The following is a 16,553-nucleotide window of genomic DNA, read 5'->3' as shown; positions in this document are numbered from 1 at the left end:
TACGGCCGACCGGGAGCCGCGCACCGCCCCCGTAGAATGAGAGACCGGAACAGGGCCGTCACCTAGGCCGATCCGGACCGCACCCCCGGGAACCACCATTCGCGAACTGGCCCGCCACCTGCGCCTGCTGCCGCCGTCCTGCGGCCCCGTCCGCCTCGTCGGCGTCGACGGCCACGCCGGATCGGGGAAGACCACGTTCGCCGGGCAGTTGGCCGCGGCCCTCGGCGGTGCGCCCGTGCTGCATCTCGACGACATCGCCACGCACGAGGAGTTCTTCGCCTGGACCGAGCGGCTGCTGACCGAGGTGATCGAGCCGCTGCACCGTGGCGAGACCGCGTGGTACCGGCCGTACGACTGGAACGCCCGTGACTTCGGTACGGCCCGCGCGCTCCCGGCCGCGCCCGTCGTGGTGGTGGAGGGCGTCGGCGCGGGCCGCGCGGCGCTGCGGCCCCATCTCGCCCGGTTGCTGTGGATGGAGCTGCCCGACCAGGAGGCCTGGGCGCGGGGGCGCCGGCGGGACGGCCCTCAGCTGGATGACTTCTGGCGGGGCTGGGTGGCCGAGGAGCGTCGGCATTTCACCGAGGACCCCTCGCGCCCCTTCGCCGACCATCTGGTGCTGCAGGGACCAGAAGGTTATGTGGTGCTGCCGGGGCCTGTTGGTACATCAGGACCGGACCATCCCGTCACACACCGTGACGGACCGTCGCCGGTGTGCTGAACGCGTGAAGACCCTCGCGGACGAAGTTCCCCCATACCTTCAACTCGGCTTGACCCGGAAGCCTTACAGGTCTTACGTTCTCAATGTGCGGCCTTCGAAGCCGCCCGCATACGCGAAGCCCCCGGTTGTTCCCCCGTGATCGGGGGCTTCGTTCTGCCTCCAGGGTGTTATCCGGAAGCCGTCTGCCCCGGTTTATTCACCCTCGGTCACCGCGCCGAGCGTGTCCCGGCCGCGCCCACCTCGGAGAACCCGGCCTGCGGCACCCTTCGGCCCACGCCTGCCGCGCAGGTACGATGCCTCTCGGTGCGACCTTCGGACGGCTGCTCACCGCACCGAAGCAACTCCCGTCCGCGGCACAGCGGTTCGACGAAGGCTGCCGACGGGCACCGGCCCGCCCGGCATTCAACGGGGGCACGGTTTGTGGGGGACGTGATGGACTTCGGCACGCAGGGCTCCGACGCCCCGGCCGACCTCGCCTGGCTGCGAGGGGTCGACGCCTACACCATGGGCGCCTATCCGCAGGCGGAGGAGGAGTTCCGCGCGGCGGTCCGGATGGATCCGGGCATGGCCGACGGCTGGCTCGGGCTGCACGCGCTGCGCGTCGACACGACGACCGCCCTGCTCAGGATGTTCCGGCACCGGGAACGGTTCGGCGAGCAGCGCGCCCGGCACCGGCGGACCCTCAACTCCTGGTACTGGCTCGGCTGGTGGGTGCAGCCGGTGCTGGAGAGCCCGCGCGACCTGCTGCTCGCGCACGCCTCGCACTGGCTCGACGGCCGCCATGTGCCGGAGCTGGACCGGGCGCTCGCGGGGCTGCCGCCCGTGGACACCGATCCCCAGGTCCGCTTTCTGCACGCGTGCCGTGCCTACCTCGTCAAGGACTGGGAGCAGCTGGTCCGGCACACCGATCCACTGATCGACGACCCCATGCTGGGCATCGAGGCGGGACTCTTCGGTGGGATGGCCCGGGTGCGCCTGGAGATGTACGGCCAGGCGGAACCGCTGCTGTCGGCCGCGCTGATGCGCTGTCGCAGTGAGCAGCCGCAGCGCAAGGAGCTGCGGTACTGGCTGGCGCGAGCGCACGAGGGCACGGGGCGCTCCGCCGCCGCCCTCCCGCTGTACCGGGCGGTCCACCGGGTCGACCCCGCGTTCATGGACACTTCGGCGCGACTCGCGGCGATAGCCGAGGGCGACGGATTCGACGACGGCACCGATCTGGCGCCGATCTCGCTCAGCGGGCTCGGGCAGGACGTGCTGGAGGGCCCCGACGGGATCGACACCCTGTTCGTCGCGGGTGGCGGCGAGGGACGTGACCTCAGGCTGTCCGAGCCGGATCTGCCGCCGCCCGGGCCGCTGTCGTCGCAGGCCGCGCAGGGGGGACAGTCCGCTCAGGCCGACCCGGTGCGGGACCCGGTGCGGGCGAAGGACGTACTGCCGACGCAGTCGCTGCCGACCGGGCCGACCGACCCCGCCCTGCTGGAGCAGGCGCTGGCCGAGCTGGAGCGGATGGTAGGCCTGGAACCGGTGAAGCGGCAGGTGAAGGCGCTCTCCGCGCAACTGAACATGGCACGGCTGCGGGCCGGCCAGGGCTTACCGGTGCAGCCCCCCAAGCGCCATTTCGTCTTCTCGGGCCCGTCCGGCACGGGCAAGACCACGGTCGCCCGCATCCTCGGCCGGGTGTTCTACGCCCTCGGGCTGCTCGGCGGCGACCACCTGGTCGAGGCGCAGCGGTCCGATCTCGTGGGTGAATACCTCGGGCAGACGGCGGTCAAGGCGAACGAGCTGATCGACTCGGCGATCGGGGGCGTCCTCTTCGTCGACGAGGCGTACTCGTTGTCGAACTCCGGCTACGGCAAGGGCGACGCCTACGGCGATGAGGCGCTGCAGGTGCTGCTGAAGCGGGCGGAGGACAACCGGGACCACCTCGTGGTCATCCTCGCGGGTTACCCGGAGGGCATGGACCGCCTGCTGGCGGCCAACCCCGGGCTCTCGTCCCGCTTCACGACGCGGGTCGACTTCCCTTCGTACCGTCCTCTCGAACTGACGGCGATCGGCGAGGTGCTGGCGGCGGAGAACGGTGACGTCTGGGACGAGGAGGCGCTCGACGAGCTCCGCTCGATCAGCGGCCACGTCGTCGACCAGGGCTGGATCGACGAACTCGGCAACGGCCGCTTCCTGCGCACGCTGTACGAGAAGAGCTGCGCGTACCGGGACCTGCGGCTCATGGGGTACCCCGGCACGCCTTCCCGTGACGACTTGTCGACACTTCGACTTGCGGACCTGATGCAGGCCTACGGGGAGGTTCTGTCGGGGCGGGGCCCGCAGGATCCCTCCGGGATGTGAGCGGAGGCGGCGGGGGCGGAGAACCCCCGCCGCGACGCGATCAGCTCGCCAGTGCGCTCTCCGGCGCCGGACTCGGGCGGGGGTCGGTCACCCGCAGCGGCGGGGCCGCATCGCGGTGTGCCGGGTTGCGGTGGGCCGGGTCGCGGACTTCGCCGACCAGGAGTTCCAGGACGTCTTCCAGGGCCACCAGGCCGAGGACCTTGCCGGAGGCGTCGGCCACCTGAGCCAGATGGGTGGCGGCCCGGCGCATCACGGTGAGGGCGTCGTCCAGGGGGAGCTCCGCGCGCAGCGTCGTCATGGGGCGCCAGACGTGCTGTGGGATCGCCCGGTCGGAGTCCTCGAGTTCCAGGACGTCCTTGACGTGGAGGTAGCCCATGAAGGCGCCGTTGTCCGCCGCCACCGGGAAGCGGGAGTAGCCCGTCCGCGCGGTGAGGGCCACCACCTGGCCGGGGGTGACCGACGGTCCCACGGTGACGAGGGAGTCCCGGGAGAGCAGGACATCGGTGACCGGGCGGGAGCCGAGCTCCAGGGCGTCCTCCAGGCGTTCCTGCTCCTCGGGTTCCAGCAGGCCCGCCTGCCCTGAGTCCTCCACCAGACGGTTGAGCTGTTCGCTGGTGAAGACCGCCTCGACCTCGTCCTTGGGCTCGACACGGAACAGCCTCAGGATGACGCGGGCGCAGGCCCCGAGGCCCACGGTGACCGGCTTGCACAGGCGGGCGAAGGCGACCAGACCGGGGCTCAGCCACAGCGCCGTCTTCTCGGGTGCCGCCATCGCCAGGTTCTTCGGGAGCATCTCACCGATGACGAGGTGGAGGAAGACCACCACGGCCAGCGCGATCACGTACCCCAGGGGGTGGATCATGCCACGTGGGAGGTGTATCGCCTCGAAGACCGGTTCCAGCAGCCGCGCCACCGTGGGCTCCGCCACCGCGCCCAGTGTCAGTGAGCAGACCGTGATGCCGAACTGCGCCGCCGCCATCATCTGCGGCAGGCGCTCCAGACCGTAGAGGACCTGGCGGGCCCGGGCGGTGCCGAGCGGTTCGATCTGGCTGCGGCGGACGGAGACCAGCGCGAACTCGGCGCCGACGAAGAATCCGTTGGCGAGGACGAGCAGCCCCGCGAAGAGGAGTTGGAGCAGGCTCATCGTGCGGCCTCCGGTTCCCGCGCGGTCTCCTCGGTGTCTGCGCTGCTCACGGTGCTTTCTGCGGCGGTCATGGCCTCTACATCGTTAACGGTGCTCACGGCGTCGACCGCGTTCACGGCATCCACCGCCTTCACCGCGTTCACTGCGGTTACCACGTTCGAGGCGTTCACGGCGTCCACCGCCTTCACGGCGCTCGCGGCATCGACCGCGTTCACGGCCTCTACCGCGTTCACAGTGTTCACAGCGCTCGCGGAGTTCACGGCGTTCGCCCCGCTCGCGGCGTTCACACCCTTTACGGCGTTCCGGAGGTTTCCTGTGCTTCGGGTGCTTGCGGTGAGCGCCCTGCCCGCGACGTCCGCGGCGTCCGCGCAGTCGGCGGGGCCGGCCGTGACCGCCGCGTCACCGGTCTCCGCGGTGCGGACGATCCGCACTCGTTCGGCGCGGTAGTGCCCCACCTGGCGCACCGCGAGCCGCCAGCCGGGAAGCTCCGCCTTGTCGCCGGGGGCGGGGATACGGCCGAGCAGATCGGCCACCAGGCCGGCGACGGTCTCGTAGGGGCCCTCGGGTGTCTCGAGCCCGATGCGCCGGAGGGCGTCGACGCGGCAGCTGCCGTCGACGTCCCAGGCGGGCCGCCCGTCCTCGGGCGGGGCGGGGCACACTTCGGGGCGTTCGTGGCCGTCGTGTTCGTCGCGGACCTCGCCGACGATCTCCTCGACGATGTCCTCCAGCGTCACCACGCCCGCCGTGCCGCCGTACTCGTCGATGACCACGGCGATCGGCTGCTCACTGCGCAGCCGTTCCAGCAGGGGCTGCACGGGAAGGGTCTCGGGGATGAGGAGGGGGGCCTGCGCGATCCGCTCCACGGGGGTGCGCAGCCGGTCCTGTGCGGGCACCGCGAGCGCGTCCTTGAGGTGGACCATCCCGACGATCTCGTCGATCCGCTCGTGGTAGACCGGGAAACGGGACAGGCCGGTGGCCCGGGTCAGGTTGACGACGTCCTCGGCGGTGGCCGAGGACTGCAGCGCGCTGACCTTCACGCGTGGTGTCATGACGTGCTGCGCGGTCAGGTCGCCCAGGGACAGCGTGCGGACGAACAGATCCGCGGTGTCCTGTTCCAGGGCTCCGGCCCGGGCCGAGTGGCGGGCGAGGGAGACCAGTTCCCCGGGGGTGCGGGCCGAGGCCAGCTCTTCGGCGGGCTCGACGCCGAACGTGCGGACGAGACGGTTGGCGACCGCGTTCAGGCCGGCGATCACCGGGCGGAACAGCCGGGAGAAGACGTGCTGGGGTCCCGCGACGAAACGCGCGACCTGCATCGGCCGGGACACCGCCCAGTTCTTGGGCACGAGCTCGCCGATCACCATCTGTACGGCCGAGGCCAGCAGCATGCCGATGACCACGGCGACACCGGAGACGGCGCCGTCGGGGACGCCGATCGCGGTGACCGGGCCGTGCAGCAGCTCCGCGAGCGCCGGTTCGGCGAGCATGCCGACGACGAGCGAGGTGATGGTGATGCCGAGCTGGGTGCCGGAGAGCTGGAAGGACAGCTCCCGCAGGGAGTTCACGACCGTACGGGCACGACGGTCGCCCTCGGCCGCGGCCTTCTCGGCGTCCGGCCGTTCGACCGTCACCAGGCCGAACTCGGCCGCCACGAAGAAACCGTTCGCGAGGATCAGCAGGAACGCCGCCCCAAGGAGCAGCAGGGGGATGGTCATGATGCCGCCGCCTCCGCGTGGCCGCGGACTGCGAGGACGCGGTCCGCGGTATGTCGGGAGGGGGCGGCGCAGGTACTACAGGACGATCCGTCCATCGCCGGAGGGAGTCACTCCTCGGATAGCAGGTGGGGCCCCGGCGCGCCGGGGCGCGCACAGGGGCGGAGGCGCGATGTGCACGCCTCCGCCAACAGATTAATCAAGACATGGGTCATGTCGTCAGGGTGAAAACCTGTGCGCCGACCACGAATATTCCGATTTCATCCCTGCCGGTGTTCCGGATCACGGACGGAGCGGGCCTCGGTGAGCGCGCGCAGGGTGCGTGCGTCGCTGATGGCACGCTGTTTGGCGATGCCGGGCTGGATGCCGAGCGCGGGCAGGCTGGTGCCGTCGCTGAGGTCGAGGAAGACCCACGGGTCGCCGGGACGCAGGTTCACCCGGAGGATCTCCGCCCAGTCCAGCCGGCGCCTGCTGACGATGTTCACCACGGTGACGCCGGACTCGTCGGCGACGACCTTGGGCCGGGAGAGCAGCACCAGCACCCCGGACAGCAGGGCGCCGATGAAGACGAAGCTGATGCGCTCCCCCGGGTTGAGCCTTTCGAGCAGCAGCGCGATGGTCGTTATCACAGCGAAGATCGCGACCGAGGCGGTCAGCAGGACGGCCCGGGTACGGCCGGGCCGGAAGGTGACCGGGAGGGCGGGGAGAACGGGCGGTTCGGGCGAGTCGGGCATGGTGGACGTCTCCTCGGTGGGGTCAGAGACGGCAGGCGTGGATCGCCGTGGTCAGGATGGCCCGGGCACCCAGTTCGTAGAGGTCGTCCATGATCCGCTGGGCCTCCTTGGCGGGGACCATCGCCCGGACGGCCACCCAGCCCTCGTTGTGCAGCGGCGAGACCGTGGGGGACTCCAGCCCCGGGGTGAGCGCCACGGCCTTCTCCAACTGCTCGACACGGCAGTCGTAGTCCATCATCACGTACGTCCGCGCCACCAGGACACCCTGGAGGCGGCGCAGGAACTGCTGGACCTTCGACTCGGTGGCGTCGTCGGTCTCGGCCCCGACCCGGCGGACCACGACGGCCTCGGACTTCATGATGGGCTCGCCGATGACTTCGAGGCCGGCGTTGCGCAGTGAGGTGCCGGTCTCCACCACGTCCGCGATGACCTCGGCGACGCCCAGTTCGATGGCGGTCTCGACGGCGCCGTCGAGGTGGACGACGGAGGCGTCGATGCCGTGGTCGGTGAGGTGCTTGGCGACGATGCCCTCGTAGGAGGTGGCGACGGTCATGCCCGCGAGGTCCTCCACGCCGCCCGCCGTGCCCGGCTTCGTGGCGAAGCGGAAGGTGGAGCGGGCGAAGCCGAGCGGCAGGATCTCCTCGGCGTTGGCGCCGGAGTCGATGAGCAGGTCACGGCCGGTGATGCCGATGTCGAGGCGGCCGGAGGAGACGTAGATCGCGATGTCGCGGGGGCGGAGGTAGAAGAACTCCACCTCGTTCTCCGGGTCGACGATCCGCAGCTCCTTGGACTCCCGGCGCTGCTGATAGCCGGCCTCATGCAGCATCTCCGCCGCAGGGCCGGACAGTGAACCCTTGTTGGGGACGGCGATGCGCAGCATGAGGTCGGCTTCCTTTGCGTGAGGTTCTTCTGGAGTGAACGGGCGAACGAGCGAACGAAGGGGTGAAGGCGTGCGGGGCGAAGGACGAGTGGATCCGAGATCTGAACGCGCTGACCGGAGCGGCCGCTTCTGCAGCGGCCGCTCTAGAGATGCGCGTACACGTCGTCCAGGGTGATGCCGCGCGCCACCATCATCACCTGGACGTGGTAGAGGAGCTGCGAGATCTCCTCGGCGGCGGCTTCCTTGCCCTCGTACTCGGCGGCCATCCACACCTCCGCGGCTTCCTCGACGACCTTCTTGCCGATGGCGTGGACACCCTTGCCGACCAGTTCGGCGGTGCGCGAGGTGGCGGGGTCGCCGTTTGCGGCCTTGTGCTGGAGCTCGGTGAAGAGCTCCTCGAACGTCTTCTTGGACATGGTGGGGCCTACCCTACGCGCACCTGGCGTTTCCTCAGCGCCAGGGTTCGGATACTGAGCGGAGTGTGGTCGCGGTCGCCACAGCGGCGGTCACGGCCTCGTGCCCCTTGTCCTCGTTGGAGCCCGCGAGGCCGGCCCGGTCCAGGGCCTGCTCCTCGGTGTCGCAGGTGAGCACTCCGAAGCCGACGGGGACACCGGTGTCCACGGAGACCTGGGTGAGGCCCTGGGTGACTCCCTGGCACACGTAGTCGAAGTGGGGGGTGCCGCCACGGATGACGACGCCGAGCGCGACGATAGCGTCGTAGCCGCGGCCGGCGAGGACCTTGGCGACGACCGGGAGCTCGAAACTGCCGGGGACCCGCAGCAGGGTGGGCTCCTCGATCCCCAGTTCCCTCAGGGCGCGCAGTGCGCCGTCCACCAGACCGTCCATCACCTTCTCGTGCCACTGCGCCGCGACGACGGCGACCCTGAGGTCGCTGCAGTTGCGTACGGACAGTTCGGGTGCGCCCTTGCCGCTCACGTCTCTCCTAAGTCACTTGCTCTTACTGGTTGCCGCATGGGGACACGGTGGTCGTGTCCAGCCAGGGCAGGTCGTGCCCCATTCGGTCCCGCTTGGTGCGCAGGTAGCGCAGGTTGTGCTCGCCCGCCAGCACGGGCATCGGCTCACGGGTGACGACCTTGAGTCCGTGCCGGGTGAGCGCGTCGGTCTTGTCGGGGTTGTTGGTCATCACGCGGACGCTGGTCACGCCCAGGTCCTGGAGGATCTGCGCGCTCGCGCCGTAGTCCCGGGCGTCGGCGGGCAGCCCGAGTTCGAGGTTGGCGTCGAGGGTGTCCCGGCCGCGTTCCTGGAGTTCGTACGCCCGCAGCTTGGACAGCAGGCCGATGCCGCGGCCTTCGTGTCCGCGGAGGTAGACCACGATGCCGCGGCCCTCGGTGTGGATGCGCTCCAGGGCCGTCTCCAGCTGGGGGCCGCAGTCGCAGCGCAGGGAGTGGAAGACGTCGCCGGTGAGGCATTCGGAGTGGACGCGGACCAGGACGTCCTCGCCGTCACCGATGTCGCCGTGGACGAGCGCGACGTGCTCGACGCCGTCGGCGGTGGAGCGGTAGCCGTACGCGGTGAAGTGGCCAAAGGCGGTCGGGAGCCGGACCTCGGCCTCGCGGCGGACGGTGGGCTCGGCGGGTTCGGCCGGTTCGAGGCTACGGCGGTAGGCGATCAGGTCCTCGATGGAGACGATCGTCAGGCCGTGCTTGCGGGCGAACGGGATCAGCTCGGGCAGCCGCAGCATGCTGCCGTCCTCGCCGGCGATCTCGACGATCGCGCCGGCCGGACGCAGCCCGGCGAGCCGGGCCAGGTCGACGGCGGCCTCGGTGTGGCCGTTGCGGGCGAGGACCCCGCCGGGCTTGGCGCGCAGCGGGAAGATGTGGCCGGGGCGCACGAAGTCGTCGGCGTGGGCGGTGCCGCCCGCCAGGAGCTGGAGCGTGGTGGCGCGGTCGGAGGCGGAGATGCCGGTGGTCACACCGTGGGAGCCGGACGCGTCGACGGACACCGTGAACGCGGTCTTCATCGACTCGGTGTTGTCGTCGACCATCTGGGGGAGCCTGAGCCGGTCCAGTTCGTCGCCCTCCATGGGGGCGCAGATCAGCCCTCGGCACTCGCTCATCATGAAGGCGACGATCTCGGGGGTGACCTTCTCGGCGGCGATGACGAGGTCGCCCTCGTTCTCCCGGTCCTCGTCGTCGACGACCACGACCGGGCGGCCGGCCGCGATGTCGGCGATGGCCTGCTCGATGGGGTCGAGCGCGAAGTCCGCGAAGTCCTCGGCGTTCTCGGTGGCGTAATCGGTGCTGTAGAGGATCGGGGCCGCGGTCATGCGGGGGCTCCTTCCAGGGCGGGCTGACCGCTCCGGCGGGAGCGCAGCCACCAGTCGCGCATGCCCCACAGGACGAGCGCGCCGTAGATGACGTAGACGAAACCGGAGAAGGCGTAGCCGTTGGCGAAGTTGAGCGGGACGCCCACGAGGTCGACCAGCAGCCAGGCGAACCAGAACTCGACCATTCCGCGCGCCTGGGCGTACATGGCGACGATCGTGCCGACGAAGATGTACGCGTCCGGCCAGGGGTCCCAGGACAGGGCCGGGTACGCCTGGAACAGCAGGGCCACGGCGACCGTGCCGACGGCGGCGGCGACGGCCAGTGCCGCCCGCTCGCGCCAGGTGGCGAACCGAACGGAGATGTGGCCGTTTTCGCCCTGTTCCTTGCCGCGGTTCCACTGCCACCAGCCGTAGCCGGCGACGGCCATGACGACCGCCTGCTTGCCTGCGCTGCCGGTCAGATGGCCCGCGAAGGCGGCGAAGAGGACGAGGCCCGAGAGGAACTGCACGGGCCAGCTCCATATGGAGCGCCGCCAGCCTAGGGCGAGGGCGGCAAGCCCGAAGATGTTGCCGACCATGTCGGTCCAGATGATGTGCTGGCCGAAGAGAGTGAACGCCTCGGAGTTCAGCCAGTTCACTTGGCCGCCCCCTGACTGCCCAGCAGTCGCTCGACGTACTTGGCGATCACGTCGACCTCCAGGTTGACCGGGTCGCCGGGCTGCTTCAGGCCCAGCGTGGTCAGGTCGAGGGTCGTCGGGATGAGGCTGACGGTGAAGTAGTCGGGGCCGGCGTCGACGACGGTGAGGCTGATGCCGTCGACCGTGATGGACCCCTTCTCGACCACGTAGCGGGTCAGGTCGGCGGGGAGCGAGATCTTCACGATCTCCCAGTTCTCGGACGGCTTGCGTTCGAGGACCGTGCCGGTGCCGTCCACATGGCCCTGGACGATGTGACCGCCGAGGCGGGCGCCGACGGCCATGGGCCGCTCCAGGTTGACGCGGGAGCCGACGCCGAGGGCTCCGAGGCTGGAGCGGTTGAGGGTCTCCGCCATGACGTCGGCGGTGAACTCGTCGCCCTCGTGGTCCACCACCGTCAGGCAGACGCCGTTGACCGCGATGGAGTCGCCGTGGTGGGCGCCTTCGGTGACCACGGGGCCGCGGAGCCGGAAACGGGAGGCGTCGTCGAGGACCTCGACGGCCGTGATCTCGCCCAGTTCTTCGACGATTCCGGTGAACACTTCCCGGGTCCTCCTGCCTCTTCGGGCACGGACTCCGGGGCTGTCGATGTCGACAGACTTCGCGGACCGGCAATCGGAGCATCGCCCCGGCCGGTTTCCGTCCTCGCTGGACGACGACCCGTTACGGCGACGCGCACACATACCCGTCCGCCGCGCACTGCCTCCCATCCGGACTTTAACCGTCGGTCCAGGAATTTCACCTGGTCAACCGGCCGCTGGAAGCGACCGGGTCGCGGACTGTAACCGCCGGTTCGGACTTTCACCGACCCCGGAGTGCGCTGCTTGTGATACGAACACAGTGTGCCACGTCTGATCGGCGGCCATGCGGGTGAACGACTGTGGGCTGGCTCACAGGGAGTCGCCACGCGTTTACAGGGCCCCGCGGACGCCGCCGGAGAGCAGCCGGACAACGGCGGAGGGCGGCTCGGACGTCGGCGCGGCTTCTGGCAGTCTGTGTGAACGTGACGGATGTCGAGGTCTCCGAAAGCCACCGCCCCCGGCTGTTCGGTCTTGCCTACCGTCTGCTGGGCTCGGCCTGGGAGGCCGAGGACGCCGTGCAGGACGCGTATCTGCGCTGGAGCGCCGCCGATCGCACGGACATCGAGCAGCCGGGCGCCTGGCTCGCCAAGGTCGTCACCAATCTCTGTCTGACCAGGCTCACCTCGGCCCGCGCCCGGCGGGAGGAGTACGTCGGGCCCTGGCTGCCGGAGCCGGTGCTGACCTCGGACGGAACACTCGGCCCTCTGGAATCCGCCGAGCAGCGTGACGCCGTCTCCCTGGCACTGCTGACCCTGCTGGAGCGGCTCACCCCGACCGAACGGGCGGTGTACGTGCTGCGGGAGGCCTTCGCCTACGGCCACCGGGAGATCGCCGGCGTCCTGGACATCGGCGAGGCCAACTGCCGTCAGATCTACCGGCGGGCCGTGGTGGCTCACCCCGTACGCAAGTCCGCCCCCCTGGGCGAGCAGCTCGCCCCGTACGCGAGTGGCCCGCCCTGTACCCGGATGGCTCACCCCGCACCCGAGTGGCCCGCCCCGCACCACCCGGATGGCTCGCTCTGCCCGCCCCATACACGGGAGCTCGCCCCATACCCGGATGGCTCGGCCCCGGCCCCGGGGGCTCCACCCTGCTACGGTCTGCCGCCCTCACCGACTCCGAACAACTCGTCCTGCGCCCCCTCCCGTGCCGTGAGCAGCGCCCCGAGCAGGACCGCGCCGCCGCCCAGGGTGCTTGCCCGGACCTCCGTGCGCAGCGGCGACATCGCGGCCAACCGCTCCTCGACGCGGGTGGCCAGTACCTCACCGCCCGCCCGGCCCACATCTCCGGCCAGCACCACGCATCCGGGGTCGAGCACGGCGACCACGGACGCGGCGCCGAGGGCTACCCGGTCGGCGAGGGCGTCGAGGAAGCGGCCGGCCGCTGGGTCCCCGTGTGCCGCCACCGCCTCCCGGACCACGGCCGCGGCATCGTCTGCGGCAGCCGCGGTGCCGGCCCCAGTCCCCGCCCCCGCCCCTGCCGCGAGCCCGTACTCCCCCGCCAGCGCGCATACCGCCGCGGCCCCGGCCAGCGAGTGGTAGCCGCCGTCGCAGCCCGTCGCCGACGGAAGGCCCGCTGTCCCCGGTACCGGCAGGAAGCCGATCTCTCCCGCACCCCCGGAAGCACCCCGCCTCAGTACCCCGTCCAGCATCACGGCCGCGCCGATCCCCTGGCCCAGCCACAGCAGGACGAAGGTGTCCCGGTCGCGCGCGGCGCCGTCGCGCTGTTCCGCGAGTGCCGCCAGATTGGTCTCGTTCTCGACGAGGACGCGCGCGGGGAGCCGTTCCTGGAGGGCCGCCACGAGGCGCCGGTGCCAGGCGGGCAGGCCGGTGGAATCGCGGAGATCCCCGGTCACGGGGTCGATCAGTCCCGGCGCACCGATCCCGATGGTGTGCAGCCGGTCCGCGTCGGCCTCCTTCGCGGCGCGTTCCACCAGCGTCACCGCCTGCTCGACGGCGGCCCCGGTCCCCGCGTCGTCGCCGATCGGCACCGAGGCCCGGACCAGAACCTCGCCCACCAGGTCGGAGACGACGACGGAGACGCCCTCGGTGCGCACGTCCAGCGCGGCCAGGTGTGCGAGGCGGGCGACGATCCCGTAGAGCCGGGCGTTCGGGCCGCGTCGTTGTTCCCCCGACTCCCCCACCACGGTGATCAGTCCGGCGGCCGAGAGACGGTCGACCAGGTCGGCGACGGTCGGCCGGGAAAGGCCGGTGAGCTGTTTCAGTTGTCCGGCCGTCAAGGGGCCTTCCTGCTGCAGCAGGCGCAGGGCGAGCCGGTCGTTGATGGCCCGGGCGGTGCTCGGGGATGCGGGCATGCCGGGATCCTCCCAGATCGGTGGGCACTCAGCCGGGGCGGCTGTCGGCCGTGGCCGATAACCAAGTATCTATCAGGCAGGGTCCCTGCTAGTTTACGGCGGCAGGCCGGCCGGTAACGCTGGGGAGGAGCGACGAAGTGAGCGAAGTGGTCGACGACGAACGCGAGCTGAAGCGGGCACGGTACGCCGTGGCCGCCGTGTTCGCGGTGCACGGCGCGGTGACCGGCTCGTTCGCGACCCGGGTCCCGTGGATCGCGGACCACGCCTCTGTGGGGCCCGGCCAGCTGGGCCTGGCGCTGGCCTTCCCCGCGATCGGCGCGTCCGTGGCGATGCCGCTGGCGGGATGGGTCAGCCACCACTTCGGGGCCCGTTCCGCCCTGCGGGGACTGATCTCCCTGTGGACCCTCGCGCTGGTCCTGCCGTCCCTCGCCCCGAACCTGCTCACTCTCTGCCTGGCGCTGTTCGTGTACGGCGCCACGGCCGGCATGGCGGACGTGGCGATGAACGCGCTCGGTGTCGAGGTCGAGAACCGGCTCGGCAAGTCGATCATGTCCGGGCTGCACGGTATGTGGAGCGCGGGCGCCCTGGTCGGCTCGGCGGCCGGCACCCTCGCCGCGCACCTCGGTTCCGACGCCCGCCTGCACCACGCGCTGGCGGCCGCGACGCTGACGGTGCTGGGTATGACGGCTTGCCGGTGGGTGCTCGACCTGCGGCCCGCGCAGGAGGAGGAGCCACCGCCACGGTTCGCGTTGCCGCCCCGGTCCGCGCTGCTGATCGGCGCCGTCGGCTTCTGCGCGGTGTTCGCGGAGGGCGCCAGCCTGGACTGGTCGGCGGTGTACCTGCGCGACCAGCTCGGCACCTCGGCAGGACTCGCGGCCGCCTCCACCACCGGTTTCACCCTCACCATGGCGCTGGCCCGGTTCGCGGGTGACGCGGTGGTGGACCGGTACGGCGCCGTGCGCACGGTTCGCGTGGGCGGGTTCCTGGCCACGCTGGGCGGGCTGCTGGTGGTCCTCGCCGGCAACCCGGTGGCGGCGCTGACCGGCTTCGCGCTGCTGGGCCTGGGCATCGCCGTGGTGGTACCGCTCGCGTTCGCGGCGGCCGGACGCAGCGGGCCCAATCCGAGCCTGGCGATCGCGGGTGTCGCCACCATCACCTACACCTCGGGGCTGATCGCCCCGTCCGCGATCGGCGCCCTGGCCCAGGCGACCAGCCTGGTGGTGTCGTTCGGGCTGGTGACGGTGCTGGCGGCGGGGCTGACGGTCGGGGCGGGCGTCCTGCGGACGGGGGAACGGCCGGGCACGACCCGGCAGCCGAAGGCGACCGAGCCCTCGGTGCCGGGGCCGCAGGGCTGAGCCTTCGCCGTGCAGCGGGCGGCCTTGGGTGAGGGCCGGCACTCCGAGGAGTCGCTCGCTCCCCTCAGCCCCAGCGGCCGCTCGACCCGCACGCGTCCCCCGCCCCGACCCGTCCCTCCGCCCGGCCCCATCCCTCCGCCCGGACCGTCACTCCGTCCGCACCAGTCGCTCCGCCCGCGGCCTCTTCAGGCCGTGCCTGCGCTCAGCCCCCAGGCCGTGCCTGCGCTCAGCCCCCAGGCGGAACCGGCTCCCAACCCTCAGGCCGTGCCGGCTCTCACCCGGCGAGCGAGTCCAGCTGCTCGGCCGCCGGCCTCAGGAGCCACAGGTCACCACCGGGCGGCGGTTCCAGCCGTGGGACCACGGCCCGCGCCCTGGCATCCCCGGCGTCGGCCGCCGCGTGCACCACGTCGGTGGCCGCGTAGCGACGGAAGTCGAGTTCGGGGTGGGGCCATCGGGCGGCTCCCGAGGCGTAGGGCAGCAGGTAGTCGACGGCCTTGAACACGCTCTGCCCGGCAGGCCCCTCATACGACCACAGGTCCGCGCCCACGTGCTTTCCGATCGCGGCCAGCCGTGTGTACGCGACGAGGTCGAAGGTCGAGTAGTGCCAGCTGCGCGTCCGGGTGAGCTCCTGCGGCTGGCTGCCGTCCGCGGCGATCTGCGGGTCGATGCGCCTGGTGCGGGCGTCCAGGACGGTACGGCGGGCCAGCGCCCTGTCCCCGGTCACATACGCGAGGGCGGCGACCTGCATGTCGTAGAAGGTGCCGTGGTTGTTGGTCGCGGCGGCCTCCTGTTTGCCGAAGTCGCTGGTGACCAGCCAGTCGAGGAAGTCGTCGTTCCAGGCCCGCATGGCCGAGCGGTCCTTGCGGGACCAGCCGGGGGCGCCCGTGTCCAGGATGGCGATCGCGTCCAGGATGCTCGTGTACGACTGCGAGAAGTCGATGATGCCGATGGCCCGGCCGTCGTACTTGCAGGGGATGAACTGGGCGTGGTCCAGGTTGGGGTTCATCCGAGTGGCGCGGTCGAGGAACCAGGTGCGCAGCACGGACGCGGCCTTCTCGGCGTACTTCCGCTTGCCGGTGTAGTACCAGGCGAGGGAGAGGTCGTAGGTGGAGTCGAAGACCTTCTCGACGTCCTGGCGGTCGGTGCCGGTGTCGACCTCCGGGTTGCGCTCGCCGTCGCGCTGGACGTAGGGGCAGCCCCACGGGTTGTCGGTGGTCCTGGGCTGCGAGGGCCACCAGTAGGGCGCCTGGCTGAGGTAGTCGTGGACGTCGCCGCCCGGCGCGGGCCGCGGTTTGTCGACGACGGTCCAGGGTCCCTTGTCGAGCCAGGTGTCGGCGCGTGTGGTGAGCTGCCGGAGCGCCCGCCGCAGGAGGGGATCACCGCGGTCGAGCCGTAATTTGGTCCGCTTGAGCCGTTCGCCGTCGAGGACGGCGGTCTTCGGGACCTCGGGCTCCGGGTGGGCCGAGGCGGTGGGGACGACGACGGCCACGAGCGCCGTCACTGCCGCGAGGAGAGCGGCGAGGCGGGGTCTTGCACTCATCGAGCGCTCCAATCATGTATGTGAACGGAGTTCATGAGTAAGACCGTGTGAGAGTAGAGCCCACCGTTACACGTGACAATCCTTCCGGCAAAGATTCATGAATGCGTTGATTGATCAGAAGGGTGACCGAAAGGCGCGCGCCTTCCGCTCCGTCGACCGCCGGCGCACACGAAGGGCGCACACGGAGGCGGAAAGGGGTAGGCCCACAGGGCTAGGCAGGGCTAGGCCCGCAGGGGACGGCGCGCACACGGGGATC

13 protein-coding genes, 2 pseudogenes and 1 riboswitch are annotated in these 16,553 nt (G+C 71.1%); of the genes and pseudogenes, 4 read left to right on the top strand and 11 right to left on the bottom strand.

All coding sequences use genetic code 11. The features are described 5' to 3' along the window. Positions 1-70: 70 nt before the first annotated feature. Entirely contained in the window at positions 71-718 is a 648-nt protein-coding gene (locus tag EF387_RS22800) for a uridine kinase family protein (RefSeq protein WP_238431648.1), read from the top strand. 432 nt (positions 719-1,150) lie between these two features. Then, a complete protein-coding gene (locus tag EF387_RS22795; RefSeq protein WP_128378443.1) occupies positions 1,151-3,061 on the top strand; it encodes an AAA family ATPase in 1,911 nt (636 codons plus the stop codon). 40 nt (positions 3,062-3,101) lie between these two features. On the opposite strand, the gene EF387_RS22790 is transcribed toward EF387_RS22795, so the two are convergent. From EF387_RS22790 to EF387_RS22750, 9 genes and pseudogenes are all read right to left on the bottom strand, one after another. Next, positions 3,102-4,205 (bottom strand): hemolysin family protein, encoded by a 1,104-nt coding sequence (locus EF387_RS22790; RefSeq protein ID WP_128378442.1) that lies wholly within the window; start codon positions 4,203-4,205, stop codon positions 3,102-3,104. Between the two features lie 410 nt (positions 4,206-4,615). Continuing rightward, positions 4,616-5,917: pseudogene (locus EF387_RS22785) on the bottom strand (hemolysin family protein); the annotation flags it as partial. A 257-nt stretch (positions 5,918-6,174) separates the two neighbouring features. Continuing rightward, positions 6,175-6,648: a PH domain-containing protein gene (locus EF387_RS22780; RefSeq protein ID WP_128378441.1), complete on the bottom strand. Its 474-nt coding sequence runs from the start codon at positions 6,646-6,648 to the stop codon at positions 6,175-6,177. 22 nt (positions 6,649-6,670) lie between these two features. Then, on the bottom strand, positions 6,671-7,528 hold the full coding sequence (hisG, locus tag EF387_RS22775; RefSeq protein WP_128378440.1) for an ATP phosphoribosyltransferase: 858 nt from the start codon (positions 7,526-7,528) through the stop codon (positions 6,671-6,673). A gap of 143 nt (positions 7,529-7,671) precedes the next feature. Further along, positions 7,672-7,944: a phosphoribosyl-ATP diphosphatase gene (locus tag EF387_RS22770; RefSeq protein WP_128378439.1), complete on the bottom strand. Its 273-nt coding sequence runs from the start codon at positions 7,942-7,944 to the stop codon at positions 7,672-7,674. Between the two features lie 34 nt (positions 7,945-7,978). After that, positions 7,979-8,464: a 6,7-dimethyl-8-ribityllumazine synthase gene (ribH, locus tag EF387_RS22765; protein ID WP_128378438.1), complete on the bottom strand. Its 486-nt coding sequence runs from the start codon at positions 8,462-8,464 to the stop codon at positions 7,979-7,981. A gap of 22 nt (positions 8,465-8,486) precedes the next feature. Further along, the gene (locus tag EF387_RS22760; RefSeq protein WP_128378437.1) at positions 8,487-9,815 is read right to left on the bottom strand and encodes a bifunctional 3,4-dihydroxy-2-butanone-4-phosphate synthase/GTP cyclohydrolase II; all 1,329 of its coding nucleotides are present in this window, start codon (positions 9,813-9,815) and stop codon (positions 8,487-8,489) included. Continuing rightward, positions 9,812-10,453: a nicotinamide riboside transporter PnuC gene (pnuC, locus tag EF387_RS22755; RefSeq protein ID WP_128378436.1), complete on the bottom strand. Its 642-nt coding sequence runs from the start codon at positions 10,451-10,453 to the stop codon at positions 9,812-9,814. Before pnuC ends, EF387_RS22760 begins: the two co-directional genes overlap by 4 nt. After that, positions 10,450-11,052 carry a riboflavin synthase gene (locus EF387_RS22750; RefSeq protein WP_128378435.1) on the bottom strand — a complete coding sequence of 201 codons (603 nt, stop codon included), beginning with the start codon at positions 11,050-11,052 and terminating at the stop codon, positions 10,450-10,452. Before EF387_RS22750 ends, pnuC begins: the two co-directional genes overlap by 4 nt. A gap of 150 nt (positions 11,053-11,202) precedes the next feature. After that, positions 11,203-11,333, bottom strand: a riboswitch (FMN riboswitch). Positions 11,334-11,507: 174 nt separating this feature from the next. Here EF387_RS22750 and EF387_RS22745 point away from each other — a divergent pair. Continuing rightward, a pseudogene (locus EF387_RS22745) lies at positions 11,508-11,978 on the top strand (sigma-70 family RNA polymerase sigma factor); the annotation flags it as partial. A 203-nt stretch (positions 11,979-12,181) separates the two neighbouring features. On the opposite strand, the gene EF387_RS22740 reads toward EF387_RS22745, so the two are convergent. Next, entirely contained in the window at positions 12,182-13,402 is a 1,221-nt protein-coding gene (locus EF387_RS22740) for an ROK family transcriptional regulator (RefSeq protein ID WP_128378434.1), read from the bottom strand. Between the two features lie 137 nt (positions 13,403-13,539). On the opposite strand from EF387_RS22740, the gene EF387_RS22735 reads away from it, so the two are divergent. After that, positions 13,540-14,757 (top strand): MFS transporter, encoded by a 1,218-nt coding sequence (locus EF387_RS22735; protein ID WP_128378433.1) that lies wholly within the window; start codon positions 13,540-13,542, stop codon positions 14,755-14,757. A gap of 274 nt (positions 14,758-15,031) precedes the next feature. Here EF387_RS22735 and EF387_RS22730 read toward each other — a convergent pair whose 3' ends face one another. Then, a complete protein-coding gene (locus tag EF387_RS22730; protein WP_128378432.1) occupies positions 15,032-16,297 on the bottom strand; it encodes an alginate lyase family protein in 1,266 nt (421 codons plus the stop codon). Positions 16,298-16,553 lie beyond the last annotated feature (256 nt).

The sequence above is a fragment of the Streptomyces cavernae genome, assembly GCF_004023625.1.
GTDB lineage: Bacteria > Actinomycetota > Actinomycetes > Streptomycetales > Streptomycetaceae > Streptomyces > Streptomyces cavernae.
This window is presented reverse-complemented; position numbering and strand designations above follow the sequence as displayed.

What these genes read in the sequence shown, in the direction of transcription:
- EF387_RS22790 (WP_128378442.1), bottom strand. Translation starts at nt 4,205, where the DNA reads ATGAGCCTGCTCCAACTCCTCTTCGCGGGGCTGCTCGTCCTCGCCAAC.
- EF387_RS22780 (WP_128378441.1), bottom strand. Translation starts at nt 6,648, where the DNA reads ATGCCCGACTCGCCCGAACCGCCCGTTCTCCCCGCCCTCCCGGTCACC.
- EF387_RS22740 (WP_128378434.1), bottom strand. Translation starts at nt 13,402, where the DNA reads ATGCCCGCATCCCCGAGCACCGCCCGGGCCATCAACGACCGGCTCGCC.
- EF387_RS22795 (WP_128378443.1), top strand. Translation starts at nt 1,151, where the DNA reads ATGGACTTCGGCACGCAGGGCTCCGACGCCCCGGCCGACCTCGCCTGG.
- EF387_RS22770 (WP_128378439.1), bottom strand. Translation starts at nt 7,944, where the DNA reads ATGTCCAAGAAGACGTTCGAGGAGCTCTTCACCGAGCTCCAGCACAAG.
- hisG (WP_128378440.1), bottom strand. Translation starts at nt 7,528, where the DNA reads ATGCTGCGCATCGCCGTCCCCAACAAGGGTTCACTGTCCGGCCCTGCG.
- EF387_RS22760 (WP_128378437.1), bottom strand. Translation starts at nt 9,815, where the DNA reads ATGACCGCGGCCCCGATCCTCTACAGCACCGATTACGCCACCGAGAAC.
- EF387_RS22730 (WP_128378432.1), bottom strand. Translation starts at nt 16,297, where the DNA reads ATGAGTGCAAGACCCCGCCTCGCCGCTCTCCTCGCGGCAGTGACGGCG.